The 19,488-nt window shown below is 38.2% G+C and carries 10 protein-coding genes; 9 read left to right on the top strand and 1 reads right to left on the bottom strand.

What is annotated here, in order from left to right:
* Positions 1-33: 33 nt before the first annotated feature.
* From KO529_RS02300 to purU, 9 genes are all read left to right on the top strand, one after another.
* Positions 34-2,274, top strand: coding sequence for an alpha-N-acetylglucosaminidase (locus KO529_RS02300; RefSeq protein WP_215946319.1), 2,241 nt, complete (start codon positions 34-36; stop codon positions 2,272-2,274).
* On the top strand, positions 2,261-4,000 hold the full coding sequence (locus KO529_RS02305) for an N-acetylmuramic acid 6-phosphate etherase (protein ID WP_215946320.1): 1,740 nt from the start codon (positions 2,261-2,263) through the stop codon (positions 3,998-4,000). Before KO529_RS02300 ends, KO529_RS02305 begins: the two co-directional genes overlap by 14 nt.
* Before the next feature lie 127 nt (positions 4,001-4,127).
* The gene (locus KO529_RS02310; protein WP_215946321.1) at positions 4,128-5,948 is read left to right on the top strand and encodes a sodium:solute symporter family protein; all 1,821 of its coding nucleotides are present in this window, start codon (positions 4,128-4,130) and stop codon (positions 5,946-5,948) included.
* 859 nt (positions 5,949-6,807) lie between these two features.
* The gene (locus KO529_RS02315) at positions 6,808-9,942 is read left to right on the top strand and encodes a SusC/RagA family TonB-linked outer membrane protein (protein ID WP_215946322.1); all 3,135 of its coding nucleotides are present in this window, start codon (positions 6,808-6,810) and stop codon (positions 9,940-9,942) included.
* 11 nt (positions 9,943-9,953) lie between these two features.
* Complete coding sequence (locus KO529_RS02320) at positions 9,954-11,576, top strand: RagB/SusD family nutrient uptake outer membrane protein (protein ID WP_215946323.1); 1,623 nt, start codon at positions 9,954-9,956, stop codon at positions 11,574-11,576.
* 544 nt (positions 11,577-12,120) lie between these two features.
* Entirely contained in the window at positions 12,121-12,345 is a 225-nt protein-coding gene (locus KO529_RS02325; protein WP_215946324.1) for a hypothetical protein, read from the top strand.
* 211 nt (positions 12,346-12,556) lie between these two features.
* The gene (locus KO529_RS02330) at positions 12,557-14,341 is read left to right on the top strand and encodes an alkaline phosphatase family protein (RefSeq protein WP_215946325.1); all 1,785 of its coding nucleotides are present in this window, start codon (positions 12,557-12,559) and stop codon (positions 14,339-14,341) included.
* Positions 14,342-15,047: 706 nt separating this feature from the next.
* Positions 15,048-17,543 (top strand): GcvT family protein, encoded by a 2,496-nt coding sequence (locus tag KO529_RS02335; protein ID WP_215946326.1) that lies wholly within the window; start codon positions 15,048-15,050, stop codon positions 17,541-17,543.
* A gap of 54 nt (positions 17,544-17,597) precedes the next feature.
* The gene (gene purU / locus KO529_RS02340; protein ID WP_215946327.1) at positions 17,598-18,470 is read left to right on the top strand and encodes a formyltetrahydrofolate deformylase; all 873 of its coding nucleotides are present in this window, start codon (positions 17,598-17,600) and stop codon (positions 18,468-18,470) included.
* A 493-nt stretch (positions 18,471-18,963) separates the two neighbouring features.
* Here purU and KO529_RS02345 read toward each other — a convergent pair whose 3' ends face one another.
* Entirely contained in the window at positions 18,964-19,476 is a 513-nt protein-coding gene (locus KO529_RS02345) for a hypothetical protein (RefSeq protein ID WP_215946328.1), read from the bottom strand.
* Between the last annotated feature and the right edge of the window lie 12 nt (positions 19,477-19,488).

Here is a 19,488-nt window from a genome sequence, read left to right on the forward strand (position 1 = left end):
CGTATGTGTGATGCGTATGTAAATTATATTTATATGAAAACGAATAAAAGGTCGAGCCACATGGCCCTGGCATTGTTATTAATTGTGGGTGCAATCTTGATGTCGTGCATAGATCGTATCTCTGGAACTCCGGAGGCAGAGGCTTCGTCTGCGGTGAACTCTGCAAGGGACCTAGCAGGACGGATAGTTCCCGAGCGAGCCGATAATTTTATCTTCGAGGGGATCGCCATGGACAATGGCGAGGATGTTTTCGAGCTCGAGTCTTCCGGAGATAAAATTGTCGTTAGAGGGAATAATGGTGTTTCAATGGCGATGGGCCTCAATTGGTACCTAAAGGAATATTGCAAGCGTAGCGTATCCCTACGAGGCAATAATCTAAATCTCCCTGAGGAACTGCCCAAGATTGAAGGAAAGTTCCGAAAAACAAGCTGGGCCAAGCATAGGTACTTTCTTAACTATTGTGCCTTCGGGTATTCTTTGCCGTGGTGGGATTGGCCACAGTGGGAACGCTTGATCGACTTCATGGCGCTCAATGGAATCAATGCTCCACTTTCCGTTACAGGGCAGGAGGCCACTTGGCAGGCTGTATGTAAACGATTGGGATTGAATGATGAACAGATCGGTAAGTTCCTAGCAGGACCCCCATACCTTCCGTTCGGGTGGATGGGCTGTCTTGACGGATGGGGAGGCCCATTGTCACAAAACTGGATAGATGATCATGCACTTCTTCAAAAGAAAATATTGGAACGTGAACGGGCTTTCGGAATGACACCTATACAACAAGGTTTTACCGGGCATGTGCCGACGATGCTAAAAGAGAAGTACCCCGATGCGAAAATGCATTCGGTAAAATGGAGCGAATGGAACACGACCCTGCTAGATCCGCTAGATCCGCTCTTCGAAGAAATGTCCGCTCTCTTTATGGAAGAACAGAAAAAACTTTACGGCACCGATCATATGTACGCCGCCGATCCCTTTATCGAGATGTTGCCTCCTAGTGGAGAACTCGACTACCTGGATAACTTGGGAAAGGCCATTTACAACGGTATGGCTAAAAGCGATCCAGAGGCTGTATGGGTGTTCCAAACATGGGCATTTTGGTTCCAAAATAGTTTTTGGACCCAACCTAGGATAAAGGCATTTTTGGATGCCGTACCAAACGAAGGGATGATATGCCTAGACCTAGCCTGCGAAGAACAACCAATGTGGAACCTTTCCGAGTCCTTCCATGGCAAGTCTTGGTTGTGGTGTAACATACAGAACTTTGGGGACAGGGTATTTCTTGGCGGGGGACTGGATAAAATCAATAGTGGAATAATGGAGGTAAGGCAAGATCCTGCCAAGGGAAACTTAGTAGGGTTGGGCTTCGTCAATGAGGGATTGGGATATAACCCTATTATACAGGATCTTATGTTCGAGATGGCATGGCGGGATGAAGCTGTGGATCTTGGATCGTGGGTCGATCGTTATGCCGGATATCGATATGGTCAACCCAATTTTGATGCTGAAATGGCTTGGAGTATCCTTAAGGAAACAGTCTATGCAATACCTAAAGAGAATCATTCTTACCCTTACTCTATTTTGACCGTTTCCCCGACATTGGAGCCTCCCAAGCTCAATTTTACTTATAGCAACACTCGTTTGTCCAAAGCTTGGGAAAGCCTTCTCAATGCGTCGGATATACTGGGAGAGTTAGATACCTATAGGTTCGATCTTGTAAACGTTGCTCGGCAAGTGTTGTCGAATTACGCTTCAGTACTCCAAAGCGAAATGGCCAAGGCTTACGATGAGAAAAATATAGAGACCTTTGGTGCGGTGTCCAGCGACTTTCTTCAGCTTTTGATGGATATGGACGAACTGCTTGCCACTCGTGAAGAACTGTTATTGGGTAAGAACCTCCATGATGCAAAACGTTGGGGAAATACCGCTGAAGAAAAGGCGGTTTTTGAATGGAACGCTAAAAGGGTGGTCACACTTTGGGGAACCAATAATTTAAATGACTATGCACGCAAGGAGTGGTCAGGGCTTATTTCCGGTTATTACCAGGTCCGTTGGAAAAAATTTATTGATGAAATCCAAAAAGATCTCCAAGGCGGCAAACCTTATAACGAAACCGAATTTAGGAAGGAGCTTATGGTATGGATGGATAATTGGTCCAATGCAGGAGACATATACCCCCATGAGCCTCAGGGAGAGAGCGTAGTCATTGCTAAGAAACTTTGGGCCAAATATGGACAGAAAAAACTCGATACAAATTCATATGAAAAAAACTAATATCCCTAATATTTCGTACTTTTTGGCCTTGGACATAGGAGGTACCTGGATTAAAGGGACAGTCATTAAGGAAACTTTCCTTAAATCGGATTTGAATCAACTATCTTCTGTGAAGGTGAAGAGTCCATTAAAGATAAATGCCCAACCTAAACAATTGACTAATGCCCTGAAAGAATTATTAACGAATTTGCAGGTATCTTCAGAAAATATAAAAGGTATTGGCATATCTACTCCGGGAATCGTAAACTATGAGGGATCAAAGGTTGTTGGTGGAAACCCTTATTTAGAAATATTACAAAGTGAAACTTGGAAGAATGAACTCGAAACCCTTTTTCAATGCCATGTCAGTTTTATAAATGATGCAGACGCAGTAGCAATAGGCTTATCACAATTGGGCAAACTGAAAGGCAATAAGACGATTGGACTCATGCCTATTGGCACGGGCGTTGGGTTTTCCATTTGGCGAAATGGTAGACGTTGGCGACCTGGGAAACTGTTGCCATTAGTGGGCAGCATCATTACACCTAAAGGTGATTACAATAATTTGGTCAGTGCCTCAAATCTGGCAGTATTTGATAAGAATCACGATTTAATCGAAGTCTTGCTCAATAATACTTACCAAAAAGAAAGAAAACAATACCATCTAAACTTACTTAATCTAATATATAGTGTTGCAATTATATATGGACTTGATGAAGTTATTATTTCAGGAGGACTCGTAGAAGCAGCCAATGTTTGTAATTATCCTTTGCAAAAGGAACTGGATAGAAATTATCCAGAATTTTCGACAAAATTAGATAAACCACTTAAGATAATTGTTTCGGAAAATGGGAACAGTCTTCAATTAATAGGAGCCTTGGCCTTGGCAAAAGCAGAGTCGATCGCTTACAAATATAGAGAGGTGGTACCTAATAATAAAATGGTCACTGAGACACCATATATCAAAGATATACAACTCCAAAATATGGATTCTGGAGCGATAATCGAGACGATGTGGGAAGCTGAACAAAGATCAGGAGAGGCACTAAAAGAAAGTCTTTCCAAAATTTCCAACGTTGTTGATATTGTGGTAAAGAAATTAGAAAAAGGTGGAAGAATTATTTATGTGGGGGCGGGCACCAGTGGTAGAATTGCAGCAATGGACGCTGTTGAAATACCCTGCACCTTCGGTTTTCCGGAGGATAGAGTCTTGGCGTTAATTTCAGGAGGTATTACAGATGCAACAATGGAGATTGAGACCAATTTTGAGGAAGACGCTAGTGCCATTCCTGAGATGTTATTACTTGATTTATGTCCAGAAGATTCTGTTATTGGTATAACAGCAAGTGGCTCGGCTTATTACGTTCAATCAGCATTAGCATTTGCTAAAAGTATAGGATCATATACCGTAATGATCCGTGCTGAGATTGCAGAATCAAAACTGTCACTGTGTGACGATGTTATTGCATTACATTCAGGACATGAAGTCATTGCAGGGTCAACACGAATGAAGGCCGGCACTGCAACTAAAAAAGTGTTAAATTTTATGTCCACGACAATTATGATAAAGTTGGGCAAAGTGGCTGGTCCATATATGGTTAATATGGCATGTATAAATACCAAATTAATTGAACGGGCCGTAAACATCCTTAAAACCCTATACAATCTAACTGATAATGAGGCTTTGCAAAAACTTAAAGATTCCAATATGGAATTAGACAAAGCGATCAAAAATAATAAACTTTAACTGCTCAAAATTGGTATCTAAAATATAGTATTTGTACGGATTATTTACCCGGTCAATAAACATTTACAGCATTTCTAATATTAGTTAGTCCAGGATAGTAAAAATACATTTTAAATAGATAATCATAATGGAACTTAAATCGATTGATTGGGTAATTATAATTGCATTCTTTTTGATTTCATTGATAATAGGGATCATAGTGTCTAAGCAGGCTGGAAAAAACACCTCGGAATTCTTTTTATCCGGCCGCAAAATGCCTTGGTGGTTATTGGGAATATCTATGGTGGCTACAACATTTTCTGCGGATACACCCAATTTGGTTGCCGATATTGTAAGAAATAATGGTGTCTCGGGTAATTGGGTATGGTGGTCCTTCTTATTAACAGGAATGCTTACCGTTTTTGTATATGCCAAACTTTGGAGACGTTCTGAAGTATTGACTGATCTTGAATTCTACGAACTAAGATATAGTGGGAAGGCTGCCGCATTTTTACGAGGCTTTAGAGCCATCTACCTTGGTTTTTTCTTTAATATCGTAGCCATGGCAGGAGTCTGCTTGGCCGCTATAAAGATTGGAGGAGTTCTATTGGGGCTTTCTCCGATACAGGTGCTATTGATATCCTCAATAGTTACTGTTGTTTATAGTTCGCTAGGGGGGTTAAAGGGAGTGTTGATAACAGATTTCTTTCAATTTTTTATCGCTATGATAGGATCTGTATGGGCCACTATTACGATTGTAAATCTCCCAGAAATAGGAGGTTTAGAAAATCTGATATCCCATGAAAATGTAAAGGGTAAGCTGGATTTATTACCAGATTTCTCCAATACTGATCTACTAATCACGGTTTTTATAATTCCAATAGCCGTACAATGGTGGAGCGTATGGTATCCAGGGTCGGAACCTGGAGGTGGTGGCTATATTGCCCAACGTATGCTTTCCGCCAAGAATGAAAAAAACGCCGTATGGGCAACACTTTTGTTTAACATTGTGCATTATGCAATACGGCCATGGCCATGGATATTAATAGCGTTGGCGTCCCTAATACTATATCCCGAAACAAACGATCTGATTAATGCATTACCTGGTATTGATCCCTCCATTGTAAGTGATGACATCTCGTATTCGGTCATGCTTGGACATTTACCATCCGGTTTGTTAGGCTTAGTGTTAGCCTCACTAATCGCTGCCTATATGTCTACTATATCAACGCTGTTAAATTGGGGATCATCCTATTTAGTCAATGATTTTTATCAACGTTTTTTAGAACCAAATGCTTCACCTAAAAGACTGGTTTCCATAGCAAGACTCAGCACAATCGCACTAATGGTGCTCTCTGCTACTTTGGCAATGTTTTTAAGCAATGCATTACAAGCATTCAATATTATTCTACAGATAGGGGCGGGCACAGGTCTTCTTTTTATCTTAAGGTGGTTTTGGTATCGTATAAATGCCTGGAGTGAAATCACCGCAATGACAACCTCTCTATTTATTGCCTTATACTTTGAAATTGCACAACCTCATACTGAACTATTCGAGCTAACATCATCCGTAAAATTAATGATAGGCATAACGATAACCACCGTGGCATGGGTAGGAGTTACCTTACTGACAAAACCATCAGATGAAAAAATACTAATGAAATTTTACAGATTAATTAGACCAGGAGGTCCTGGTTGGAAAATAATACAGGATAAGATTAGATCGGAAAATCCAAATGATAGAGAAGTTTTGGAAAAGTGGGATTTTCCATCTGCGATTCTTTGTATGGTGATTGGTACATCCATGATTTTTTCGACACTATTCACTATAGGATATCTTATTTATGGCAAGCTTGAAATGGCAACCTTGTTTTTTATATTGGATTGTATTTGTAGTGTAATATTATTTAAACTATGGAAACGATTAAAATGGACTGAATCATCCAATAATAAAAAAACACCTATATAGAAAATGTATTCTTAACATTTATATTATGAAATTTTAAAATCGAATAACATTTAAAATCTCAACTTCGCAGTAATTTGGATTCCACAAATCATGGGACGTTAATATTTAGGTATTTATTATAAGTTGACATTATAGTTGGATTTTTGCCAATCTTATAAATCTTTCCGGCCACATTGGCGGATGTCTTTATGTTACTGCTTTAACAGTTTGAATAATAAATAGTTGAGGGACTTTTAAGGAGTGAATTATCAAAAATTTTAAAAAATATTTTAAGCTCTACCATTAAAGATTATAATATCCAAAATGTCTAATAAAATATTATTCACATGGTACTATTTGCGCAATAGAAGAAATTATATGCGAATAAGAAAACATAACTTTTTATTCCTTTTGTAATAATTAACAAAGAATATTTTTTTCAAATTGGTCTTTGGAAATTTTTCAAAAGTACAGCAATGAACAATCGAAATAATTATAACAATAGGTTTTTATTGAACAGATTTGACGTTGCAGTAACCTGTCGGAAAGGTATATATTGCCTCCCTCTTATTGCAATATGGTTAAACAAACTATATAACTAAGAAAGAAGACCTCAATAGTTAGATTGAATATGAGTAGAATTCTAGAAGTAAATAAATATTAAACAGAGATTAATAATAAATTAAAACAATTGCCTATGACATTAATTCCAATCAAAAAAAAGGAGAATAAAGTTTAACCCGCAAAAGTTGATAGCTCTATCTCCTTGTTATTATTATCAATTAATCAATATTTTAATCAATCAATAACAAACAAATTTATGGAAATTAAATTTACCAAAGGTTATTTTCATTATAGAAAATACCTAATAATGATCTTTATGAGAACGTTCATCTTTTTATGTTGTCCAACCGTTTTTGCTTTAACTTCTAATCATCTTGTGTCGCAACCTTCTAAAGAAGTCAAGGAACTTCAAAATGTTGTTTCTGGTACCATAACTGACGAAAATAATCAACCTTTGCCCGGTGCCTCTGTAATGGTAAAGGGAACAAGTATTGGGGTAATTACTGATTTTGATGGAAATTTCGAAATCAACTTACCAGATCCAGCTAATATTCTAGTTATCTCCTATATAGGTTATATTACCCAAGAATTAAACATTAATCAACAGACTGAAATTTCGGTTTCCCTTCAGGAGGATGTTGCCCAACTTAGTGAAGTTGTGGTTGTGGCATTTGGGGAGCAGAAAAGGGAGAACCTTACTGGGGCTGTTTCCACAATAAGTGTCGAAGATGTTGAAAGCAGACCTGTGGTCAACCTTGCAAATGCACTGCAAGGTGCCGCACCGGGATTGAATATTACTCAAACCAATGGTCAGCCAGGAAGTACAAACCTAGGTATTCAAATTAGGGGGGCAAGTTCTGCTAATGGAGCTGTTGATCCGTTGGTCATTATTGATGGTGTTACCAATCCTATAGATGCTTTACAGCGTTTAAACCCTGATGACGTTGCATCCATTTCAATACTTAAGGATGCAGCGGCAGCATCTATATATGGGGCTAGGGCCGCAGGCGGTGTGATAATAATAACAACAAAAATTGGAGTGTCCGGTAAGCTAACATTTAGCTATAATGGGCAAACAGCTATTCAACAACCATTAAACCTGCCCGATCGATTGACCCTTTTGGAGGAAGCTGAATATTCCAATCTAGCCAGATCAAATGCGGGGGTTGGTTTGGAGTATAGCGAATTTGATTTGGAGAATATTAGGAACGGTGTTGAAATTGTAGTTGACCCAATAAGCCAAAGATATAAGACGTACAACCAACAAAGCATAAAAGATCAAGTCCTTGAGAAACAATATATTCTCCAATCGCACAATTTCAGTGTTAGTGGAGGATCAGAGAAAACAAGACATTTATTCTCTTTAGGATTTTTGGATCAAGACGGTTTTTTTAAGGTTGGCCCGGATGGGTATAGAAGGTGGAACCTAAGATCTAATATTTCCAGACAGTTAAATAAAAACTTTTCACTTGATTCTAGGATATCCTATTCCAATGAACTGATTGAAAGTGCATCCGCAACGATTAATGGCTATGGAATCATCGAGGAAATCTATCAAGCTAGGTTAAGGTTCCCAATATTCTTGCCGGATGGCAGGTTGTACGGTGGGGCGGGAGGCTCAGGAAACAATAGTTATGCGTATTTAACTGAGGGTGGGTATGCCAATGATAGCAAGGGAAGTTTAGATGGTGCTTTTACGTTAACGGCCAAAGACCTAATAAAAGATGTTGAGTTCAAGGCAATATATGGTAGACAGGAAGGCAGAAGAAATTATGACAGATTTAAAAGGACTGTTGAACTATATGACAACGGGGATGACCCACTCTATTACCTCAACAATCCAAATTCATTTTATGTCCTGGCCAGAAATACCGTAACTGAAAATGTTCAGTTATTAGCCGATTGGACACCTAATATTGGTGATAAGCATAACTTGAAAATCCTTGGCGGTTACCAATGGGAAGATTATCGCGCGGAGGATTTGGTTGCGACAGCAACAAATCTAATAAGTAATGATTTGCCAAGCCTTAATTTTGGTGATGTTAACAGTCTTTCCAATTCCCAATCCATACAGACTTTTGCTAACCAATCCCTTTTAGGGAGAATAAATTATTCCTTTAAGGATAAATATTTGTTTGAAGCATCTATACGTTCAGATGAAAGTTCCAGACTTGCTCCGAGAAGCAGGATAAAATGGTTCCCATCATTATCTGTTGGTTGGAATATGTCACGAGAAAATTGGTTCTCGGATAGTTTTGTTTCTCAATTAAAACCGCGTTTTTCATGGGGTAAATTAGGAAATTCCAATGCAGATATCATCGGGAATTATGATTACATCAATGTCTTGGCCTACAATTCCAATTTTGTTATAGGTGCAAATGAAGATAGGGAAACATACTTCTATCAAAATGGTTTGCCATCATCAAGCCTTTCTTGGGAAACCATTGAGACTTCCAATTTTGGTATAGATTTTGGATTTTTACAAAATAGGATTTTTGGAAGTTTTGATTACTATATCAAAAGGAACAAAAACATGCTCATTCCAACCGTATTGCCAGATATTATTGGAATACAAACTCCTAGGGTCAATGAAGGTGAGCTCAAAAGTTGGGGATGGGAATTGGATCTGAAATATCGAGAAGTGTTAGATAACAACTTTAGTTTTAGTATCGGGTTCAATCTGTCGGACAATCAGAACGAACTGATAAGCTATGGCGGCAACTCTAATTTAATCGGTGGCGGGACCAATTCATTGATTGAGGGATATCAACTGAACACAATTTGGGGTTTTAAAACCGTTCCTGGCTATATAGAAACGGAAGCACAATTAGATCTAGCACCGTATTTAAGTCCAAATACAGGGATTGGAGATATTGAATATGTGGATATGGACGGTAACGGCCTAATTAATATTGGTGGTGGAACCAAAGAGGACCATGGAGATTTAGTGAATCTAGGGAGTACTCAACAGAGATATTTGTACGGCATCACTGGTGGTGTCAATTGGAGTAATATTGATTTCTCCTTTTTCTTTCAAGGGGTAGGTAAGCGAAACATACTTCCAGATAGATATCTTACCCAACCATTGATTTATTCTTGGATACAACCAATGAGCATCCATGCCGATTATTGGACGCCCGAAAATCCAAATGCTGCTTTCCCAAGACCATACATCGGTGGACACCAAAATTTTGCTACTTCTGACAGGTGGGTTTTAAATGCCGCCTATCTGAGGCTGAAAAATGTACAAGTTGGGTATTCTTTTTCCGACAAACTCGTTAAAAGTATTGGATTGACCAAACTGAGATTATATGTGTCAGGTGAAAATCTCTTAACCTTCTCAAAATTGGGAGCCTTCAAAGGTGTAATAGATCCAGAACAGAGAAATGGTGTCCATGCAGACTATCCATTCAATTCTACTTTGGCTTTAGGTCTAAATATTAATTTCTAATTACAAAAATCATGCTATTTAAAAATAATATCATCAATTTATTGGTAATGGGCCTATTCGCAGTAACCTCATGCGAGGTGGATAGATTGCCTGAAACGTCGATAAGCGACCCTTCATTCTGGCAAAATGAAGGTGACCTTCGCTCAGCAACAAATTATTTGTACACTTTTTTGCCAGGTCTACCAGTTTATGAAGACGAATGGTCTGACAACGCATATGGAACAACCCCAAATAGTATAAGTGACGGTAGTAGATTAACACCTGCTTCAGATAACATATATAGTAGACAATATGTATTGATCAGGTCGGCGAACAACATTTTTGCCAAGGAAGATCAATTAATTGAATCTGGGGTTGAACCCACGGTGATTGCGAAATACTTTTCAGAGGCTTATTTCTTTAGGGCGTGGGGATATTTTGAACTCCTAAAACGATATGGGGGAGTTCAAATCACAACAGAGATTTTGAGTGAAAAGGATGAAGTGCTTTACTCTGAAAGAGCCAGTCGAGAGGAAGTATTGAATTTGATCTATGCCGACCTTGATAAAGCAGCTGAGAATTTACCACTACCATCTGATAATGAGGGTGAAGACTATGGCAGGATTACAAAAACTGCCGCTTGGGCCTTTAAATCACGAGTTGCCCTTTTTGAAGGTACACGATCAAAATTCCATGGCTATGGTGATTATCAATACCACTTGAATACTGCGAAAGAGTTTTCGGACAAGGTCATTGGCTCTGGTGAGCATGGCATTTACGAAGATTATTATGACCTTTATCAATATGTTGGTGAAGGGCCTTCAAATAAAGAGAATATGTTGGTCAAACAATATGGTAAGGACATCAATCAATTAATCGTATCACACCGTGTGCACCGTAATTTGGAAGACCGTGTCAATCCAACCAAATCCCTGGCCGATTCATACCTTATGACGGATGGTTTGCCAATAGACAAATCTCCATCATATGTTACTCCGAGCAACACTTTGGAAGTTTTTGCCAACCGCGATCCGCGTATGGATTATTCTTTTTACAAGACAGGAGATACATACTCGGTATTGACACCCACCTTCACTCTTCCTGTTTTAAACTTTCAAACTACTGGCTTTGCCAATCGTAGGTATGGAAACCTAACAGACTATGCCGCTGGAGATTCCTTTATTGACCATATATTGATTAGATATGCCGAGGTATTATTGATCTATGCAGAATCTACTTATGAATTAGATGAACAAATCAGTAATGAGGATTTGGATAAATCCATCAATCAATTGAGAAATAGACCAAGCGTTGGACTTCCTAGCTTAACTAATTCATTCGTAAGTTCAAATGAGCTGGACATGCGCAATGAGATTAGACGAGAGAGACGTGTGGAATTGGCATTGGATGGTTTTCGGTATTGGGACTTAATTAGGTGGAAAACAGCAGAGATTGAGTTGCCAAAACCAATCATCGGCAATTATTTCTTTGATGAATTTGGAGATGCATTCATTCCAAACTTGACAGAGGATAACTATATATTATTGCAGTCTTCGGAAGTTCGGACATTCAACCCAGAAAAGGATTATTTATGGCCATTGCCAACGGATCAAATAGCCATTAACCCCAATTTGGAACAAAATCCAAACTGGTAGGTAAGTAATTTTTATTGGAAGTATAATTTAAAATAGATGCTGCATAGGACTTCATTTAGATTGGGCCTGTAATGGTTTTTTGCTGCCATCATATTTTTATGGAGGTTCAAATCCTTGCCAATGGAATGTTTAAACATGTGATTTTAGTGGGATGTGATGGCCAGGGTTCTAAGTCATTTCTATGTCCTGTATACTGAAATTACGTGAGTTATTGGAAATCGTTTTTTATACCTAGGATGTAAGGGCCATTTTTAAATAGGCAGGATGATTAACAAGGCCTCAATGCTTACTTGGTCCACATCATCAGTCATGGGTTTAAAGAATGCTGTGAAGAAGCTCCAACTGCAACTGCGGTTAATGTTATAGAATAAGGACTCTGACCTACTTTGTTATAGCTGATGAAGAAATAGCAGTCAAGGTTTGAAGCAACTACAACGTATAATCGAGGGGGAGTTGGGGCTTTTATTAAAAAAGCAACCATTGTTGTCAAGCAATAATACCTTGCACTGATGAGAGTGCAGCATATGTTGCAATATTGGTAAGAATGGAAAAACAAACTTTCAAGGTTGTGCATTTTAATGAATCTGGTGGCTTGGGAAATGAGATCGAGTGCGAAATTCCTGCTGATTTTGAAGAGCTCAATAAGACTGATATCCGAATAACACAGATTTTAAAGACAATTTTAGATGTTAGAATAAATTGTATTGATATCTTCTTACATGGAGGAAAAACCTTGGAGATAATGCGGTTTTTCGTTCGTGATACATGACCAACTTATTAAGAAGACAAATGAAGACAGAGAAGTGGTTATCATCAATGATGCGGCTACATAGATAGTTTTGATTTTTAGATAAGCCGATTCATAATGTCTGTGAAATGGGTGATTCAAATTCAGGAAAATTAAAAGACTGTTAAACTATATCAACTTTGTTAGAAAAATTAAATTTCGGACCGTTAATGGTCAATAAAGAATAACAGATATGAAGAATATATTTTTACTACTTCTATTTTTATTTGGCAATCAATATGAAGGCATTGCATCTAAAAAAGAATATAGGAATCAACCTACTATCACTAAGAAAGTATTGCTCATTGGTATTGATGGGCTACAATTAGAAAAGTTAAATGCTTTGGAAACACCCAACTTTGATGTCTTTAATATTGAGAAGGCGTATGGAGGAGGAATTGTTGGTACCACATCACAACAAACTACAGGCAGTGGACCGGGATGGATGACCATTTTAACAGGGGTTTGGAATGATAAACATGGAGTGATAAGCAATGATACGGTAAACAAGGCCAAGGCCAAGAGTATATTTCAGTATTTAAAGGAACATAACAACAATTTCCAGACCACAAGTATTGCCACATGGTCACCCATTCACCACTTTTTGGATGATAAGATGATGTATGTTGATCGACGTTTTGATGGTGGAACCGATTATGAGGCAACAGAAAAAGTAGTGGGCGAACTTCAAAACAATAATTCAGATTTTCTATTTGTCCATTACTCGGAACCCGATAATATTGGGCATCGGTATGGATATGGGAATGAATACAATCAATCCATTAAGGAAATGGATGGCTATTTAGGAAAAATCATGAAGCTTGTTAATAATAGGTCAAAAGAAAAAAATGAACAATGGCTGGTTATTTTGACCACAGATCATGGGCGTAGAGGTGAAGGAAATCATCACGGCTCCCAAACGGTAGAAGAAAAAACAATTTTTGTTGGCATGAACCATAGCGGGAACGAAGAGTTTAATACTATAGTTCCAGAAGTTCCCATTCAGGATTATAATGGTATTTATCAGCACATGCCGCAGACATCGATAGTTCCGACAATTCTAACCTATTTTGATATAAAAATCGATGCTAGATGGCAACTAGCTTCTTCATCTTTAATCGGTGAAGTTGGTCCTAGAAGGGTTATGGTACAACCCAACAATAATACACTTTGGTGGTATTCCAAAAGTTTGGGATATGCCAAAATTTATAAAAACAATATATTAATTGACAGTGTCCCAGCCCAGAAAAGGACTTACAAGCTTAATGAAAGGCAAAATAAAACTTCTACTTATACAATCGTAATAAATGGTCAATCTGGTTCAGCGATCCGAAAAAATATTCAAATCAATGTAGGAATGGACTGGGGCAATGATGAGCAGGTATTGATTTATAATGATAAGACATATGTTCGTTATCTAATGGGCAAGAATAAGGCAAAGGACAAAAATCCAAAAGTTATGTCCAATAAGGATTGGCATGGTGTAGAGGCTTATGCTGAAAAAATTGAAGCTGCTTTTAGATTAGACAAAGAAAAAATGTTCCTTTTTTTGAACGATGGCAGATTTATACTTTTCAATATTCAAGAGAATAGGATAGAGGACGGTTATCCTAATGAGATTACCAATACAACCTGGCCAGGGTTGGAGCCTTATAAGAACGGTATTGTAGCTGCTGTGAAGATAAATGATTCCGTAGTCTATTTTTTTATTAGGGATGGACGGTACATGGTTTATAATCTGAAGGAAAATAAAACAGAAACTACCTACGCGCAAGCCATAAACGAGAATACATTGCCAGGATTAAGTGCTTATGCCCCTAAAATCAGTGCAGCAATCAACAGTTCTCCAAGATGGTTTTATGTGTTGTTAAATGACAATACATATTTGAAATATGACAAAATAAAGAATAAGGTATTATCAGCCTATCCCAAGCCTATAAATAATAAGAATTGGCCGAAAAATAAAAGAACCAATTAAATGTGAGTTGGTTATAGATATCATAGTGATCCATATGAATGTGCAAATATGTAGTAATTTTTAAGGTTGGTTGGTTTGCCCCGACATGGACTATATATGTTCTGTTGGGGCTTTTTTTAGATTGTGGATATCCAATCTTTTGGGACGGGTTTCGCTAGATTTATATTGAGCCTGACCTATTGTTTTTTAATGTAATAAAAAATTGATAATATATTTTATATCAATCCAAAGATCCGTGACATGCAATTTGACAAAGGCTTTGCCCCATTAACACTTCTGAAGCTTTCAATTATAACTTTATTTCAGAGAACGGTTGGGGTGTCTATAGACCAATTAGAAGTGATTCGCACCAAGATAATTCAATTGTTTTGAACTACGGAAACATTTATTTAAAGAGCGTTAATCTTGGCTTTAACAATGAAAACTGTAAGGGTGGTTATGTTGTCATTAATGGTAAAACAGTGGGAAATCAATATATAATAAAAAGTAATGAGATAAGCATTACCATAAAATGAACAATTTTAAATGTGGGGGATACTGTAAAAATTAATATCGAATATTGAATAAAATACATCTTCACACTTTGTGTAAAAGTTTAATAATACAAAGGAAACCTGAAAATCATACCCTGGCAAATTTCACTTCGGAAGATTCAGTAAGGTTTGGTCCAATCATAACAACCAAAAACTAGATTAATATGTCAATTGTGCAAACACTTTTTAATAATACGCCAGTTAAAGCAGCTTTTGAGCTGCCACAATTGGAAATCCCTAAATCGGCGAACGTCCTGATAATAGGAGGTGGTATAGCCGGAACCTCAATTGCCTACCATTTTGCCAAGGCCGGTTGGAAAGACGTTTATTTGCTGGAACAAAATAAACTATCCTCTGGCACAACATGGCATTCTGCAGGTCAAGTTGGTCAACTGCGTAGTAGTTCTGCGCAAACACAGGTCAACAGGGAATCTGCAAAACTTTACGCCCGTTTACAGGAAGAAACTGGTCATGACCCCGGTTGGTTAAATTGTGGTGGTTTGCAATTGGCTTCCACCCAAGAACGCATGTATCAGTTGCAGCGCACGGCATCAATGGCCGATGTCTTCGGTATTGAAGCCAATGTGATTTCAAGCGAAGCTTGTAAAGAGTATTGGCCAATGCTCAATACCCAGGATTTGGTTGGAGGGGTATACCTTCCGGGAGACGGACGTGTTTTACCGGGCGAGTGTACCATTTCATTGGCAAAAGGTGCCATACAGGGAGGCGTAAAAATTATTGAAAATATAGAGGTACAGGAGCTTGTATACCAACAGTCCAATGCTGGGATAAAAACAATTATTGGCGTAAAAACCAATCGGGGCGAAATAAAAAGTCAGTGGGTTGTTATGGCCGGAAATATGTGGATGCGTCAACTTGGGTTAAAAGCGGAAATAGACATACCCCTGTATCCTTGTGAACATCACTACGTAATTACCAAACCCATTGAAGGGGTTACCAGAAATTCCCCCTGTACAAGAGATCCCGATGCAGGTTTGTATTTTAGGGCACTTGACGACGGCGGGTTAAAGCTGGGGGCATTTAAAAAAAGGTCAAAGCCATGGCAGATCAAGGATAGCGTTCCCAATAATTTTGCTTTCGATTTATTGAAGCCGGATTGGCTAGATTTTAAAGAACCTTTTGCAGATCATATGCACCGTTTAACAGGGGTCACCAGGCACGACGTGGTGAAGTTTGTTAATGGTCCAGAGGCATTTACTCCGGACAATAACTTCATTATGGGACAGCCATTTTTAACCGAAGGACTTTTTGTTGCAGGAGGTTGGAATTCAGCTGGCATTGCCTGTGCTGGCGGTGCTGGAAAATACGCTGTTGAATGGATTGAAAATGGCGGTATGACAATGGATTTAAATTCAGTGGATATTAAACGTTTTATACCTTTTCAAAACGGCAGAAAATATTTGCAGGAACGAGTTAGTGAAGTTTTAGGACTTCATTACCAGATGGCTTGGCCCGGACGCCAAATGGAATCCTCAAGAGGTATTCGCTCAAGTGCCCTTTATAAAAAGCACAAAGACAAAAATGCATGCTTTGGGGAAACTGCGGGTTGGGAACGGGCACTTTATTTTGCGCCTAAAGGGATAGAGCCAAAAACAGAATATTCATTTATTCGTCAAAACTGGCATGATTGGGTAAAGGACGAAGTTAAAGCCTGTCGCCAAAATGTTGCAATTTTAGACCAATCGTCCTTTGCTAAATTTACTTTCAGAGGACCGGATGCTTTGGAAATCCTACAGGAATTATGCGGAGCTAATATCGATTGTGGTGTAGGGCGAACCGTATATACAGGGATGTTCAACGAGAGAGGGACATTTGAGTCCGATTTAACGGTACTTCGTCAAAGTGAAGAGACCTTTTATATTGTTTCGGGAACTGGACAGCAGCTAAAGGACTTTGATTGGATTTCCCGGCATATCGGGGAACGTGATGCAAGGCTTACAGATGTGACGGAAGATTACAATGTTGTTTCCGTTATGGGACCAAATGCTCCCAATGTCCTTAATAACCTAAATCCGGAAACCTTTCCTTTGGAAGTAACAAAGTACGGATCCACAAGAATATTTACAATTGGTGGTGCAGAAATTCAGGCACTAAGATTGAGTTATATTGGTGAACTAGGGTGGGAGTTGCATGTACAAACAGACCATACGTGTATGCTTTATGACGCAATCATAAAAGCTGGTGAAAATTTCGGAATTCGCCCCATTGGCAACCATGCAGTTTCTGCAATGAGAATCGAAAAAGGATTTCGGGCCATTGGACATGAACTCTCCCCTGATGAAACCCCTTTAGAAGCTGGTTTAGGCTTTGCAATTGATTGGGACACCAACTTTTTAGGAAAAGAGGCGCTACTTGCGCAGAAAAATTCTGGCCTTGTTGGCATGAAGAAAAGATTGGTGTGTTTTGTTTTACAGGATCCCGAAATAACTTTATGGGGAACAGAGCCCATTCTATGGAACGGTAAAATTTCAGGATATACAACAAGTGCAAGTTATGGTCCTACACTCGGGGCCAGTGTTGCAATGGGTTACCTTAAAAATCCGAATGGAGGTACAATTCGAAGCAAGGACTTAGAGGAAAATAAATTTGAGATTGTGCAAAACGGCATCGGTTATTCCGCAAAAGCTTCTATAAAAGCCCCACTTTGATGATTGGATTTAAGTGCGATTATAAACTACATAGAAAATTATAAATTAAAAAAAATGAATCCACAAGTAGTTACCTTTTTAATAAAATGCCCAGATCAAAAAGGAATCATTGCAAAATTAACAGGTTTCTTTTATAAGGAAGGGTTTAATATAATTAGCTCTCAACAATACACTAATTCCCAAGAGAAAAAGTTCTTTATGCGAATTCGTTTGGCGTCCGATTCTACGGTAGTTTTAAGCAAAGCCGAGCTAGAGAATAGATTTGAAACACTAGCAAAATCTTACGAAATAACATGGAAAATTGACTATGGGAGTAAAAAGCAAAAAGTTGCTATTATGGTGTCCCACACAAGTCATAATTTATATGATCTATTGCAAAGACATAAAGAACAAAAACTTTCTTGTGAGGTAGTCGTGGTTGTAAGCAATCACTTAAAATTAAAGCCAGTTGCAGATATGTTTGGAATTCCATTTCACTATGCACCTGTTACCAATGAAACTAAGGTAGAACAAGAGGAAGAATTAATTGAACTATTTAATAGTTATAAAATTGATCTAATTGTCATGGCGAGGTATATGCAAATATTAACGGCTAATTTTATTAGTCATTTCCCAGAGCGAATTATCAATATTCATCATTCTTTCTTGCCTGCCTTTCAAGGGGCAAATCCTTATAAAAGAGCTTATGAAAGGGGTGTTAAGTTAATAGGAGCTACGGCGCATTATGCAACTGAAAATTTAGACGAAGGACCCATTATTGAACAAGACGTAGAAAGAATATCTCACGAGTCTACCACTAGTTCCTTAAAAGACCTAGGAGCGGATATTGAAACACTTGTTTTATCTAGAGCGGTAAATTTTCACTTAAACGATCAAATAATCGTTGACGGAAATAAGGCCATTGTTTTTCCTGAGACCGGAGAATAGCTAGATGCCTAACGGACTATTTTTAACAAAATCAATTATCATTTCCATAAAGCTGGAATCGGTCGACATTTAATTAGTTTAATTTACTATTTCTAAGGGTCTAGTTACATTTTTAGAGGATTCATATTTTAATTATTGAAAGTTTCGGTAACAATTTTTAAAAATTGCTTCAATTAGCAATTTTTGATTTCTATTCCATCAGATAGTGCTGTTCCATCCTTTTGTAAAACATAACCTTTACAACTTATCAAATTATAGGTTGTATTTGATCCGTTACCCTCCTTGGTTTTTGTCAAGATCATTCCATTATCTTGGTTAGGCAAAAACAGTTCGGCCTTGGTATGTGCCTCATTGAGCTAGATAAATGCGGGTTTCCCTTGGGTCATAGGCCCTCTTATAAAGGGTTTAATTTTATGTTTAGGGAAGACAGTTCCAAACACTTTTGTTTTAATTCGGAATAAGAGGTACCGTTTTCAAACAAACATTCTGATTTTCATTCCTCACAGTCCATTTTGGTCAGTGGCATTGTAGATGAATAATTGACCGAATTCACATCCTTGAACATGGTTCCGTCCTCATTCAATTCGCCATACCCTTCTACGAATTGATTGTCCTCGAGCATAAAAGCAACTTGTCTTGTACTTTCAATACCTTCCGATTGAAATGTATAGGAACCAACAAGTTTGCCATCGTTAAATTCTCCTTGAAATGTTCCAGTATTCTTATCTTTCTCGGCATAGGCATAGGTCAAATTGGCCTCCACAGGATTCTCGGAATTTGTGATCTCCAAATTCACCATACTCCCATTTTCATGGTACATATAACAGCCTTTTTGTAGAGTTGATGTTATAGCCATTTCGGGTTCCATTGGCGCTTCCTTCATTGTTTCCTCCGTTTTTTCTTTCTTGTTCTTACAGTTGAAAAAAGAGAAGGCAACGAATGTGAGCAAGATTACTTTTTTAGTTGCAGCGCTAAAGTGCGTGTTTTTAGAATTTGAATGTGTCATAATTTTTAGTGT

Origin of the sequence: Arenibacter algicola (assembly GCF_018860365.1) — a bacterium.
Taxonomy (GTDB): Bacteria; Bacteroidota; Bacteroidia; order Flavobacteriales; family Flavobacteriaceae; genus Arenibacter; species Arenibacter algicola_B.

Bases quoted from the DNA above. Each gene is read 5' to 3' on its own strand.
- KO529_RS02310 (WP_215946321.1), top strand. From the start codon at position 4,128: ATGGAACTTAAATCGATTGATTGGGTAATTATAATTGCATTCTTTTTG.
- KO529_RS02315 (WP_215946322.1), top strand. From the start codon at position 6,808: ATGAGAACGTTCATCTTTTTATGTTGTCCAACCGTTTTTGCTTTAACT.
- KO529_RS02320 (WP_215946323.1), top strand. From the start codon at position 9,954: ATGCTATTTAAAAATAATATCATCAATTTATTGGTAATGGGCCTATTC.
- KO529_RS02330 (WP_215946325.1), top strand. From the start codon at position 12,557: ATGAAGAATATATTTTTACTACTTCTATTTTTATTTGGCAATCAATAT.
- purU (WP_215946327.1), top strand. From the start codon at position 17,598: ATGAATCCACAAGTAGTTACCTTTTTAATAAAATGCCCAGATCAAAAA.
- KO529_RS02305 (WP_215946320.1), top strand. From the start codon at position 2,261: ATGAAAAAAACTAATATCCCTAATATTTCGTACTTTTTGGCCTTGGAC.
- KO529_RS02300 (WP_215946319.1), top strand. From the start codon at position 34: ATGAAAACGAATAAAAGGTCGAGCCACATGGCCCTGGCATTGTTATTA.
- KO529_RS02325 (WP_215946324.1), top strand. From the start codon at position 12,121: ATGGAAAAACAAACTTTCAAGGTTGTGCATTTTAATGAATCTGGTGGC.
- KO529_RS02345 (WP_215946328.1), bottom strand. From the start codon at position 19,476: ATGACACATTCAAATTCTAAAAACACGCACTTTAGCGCTGCAACTAAA.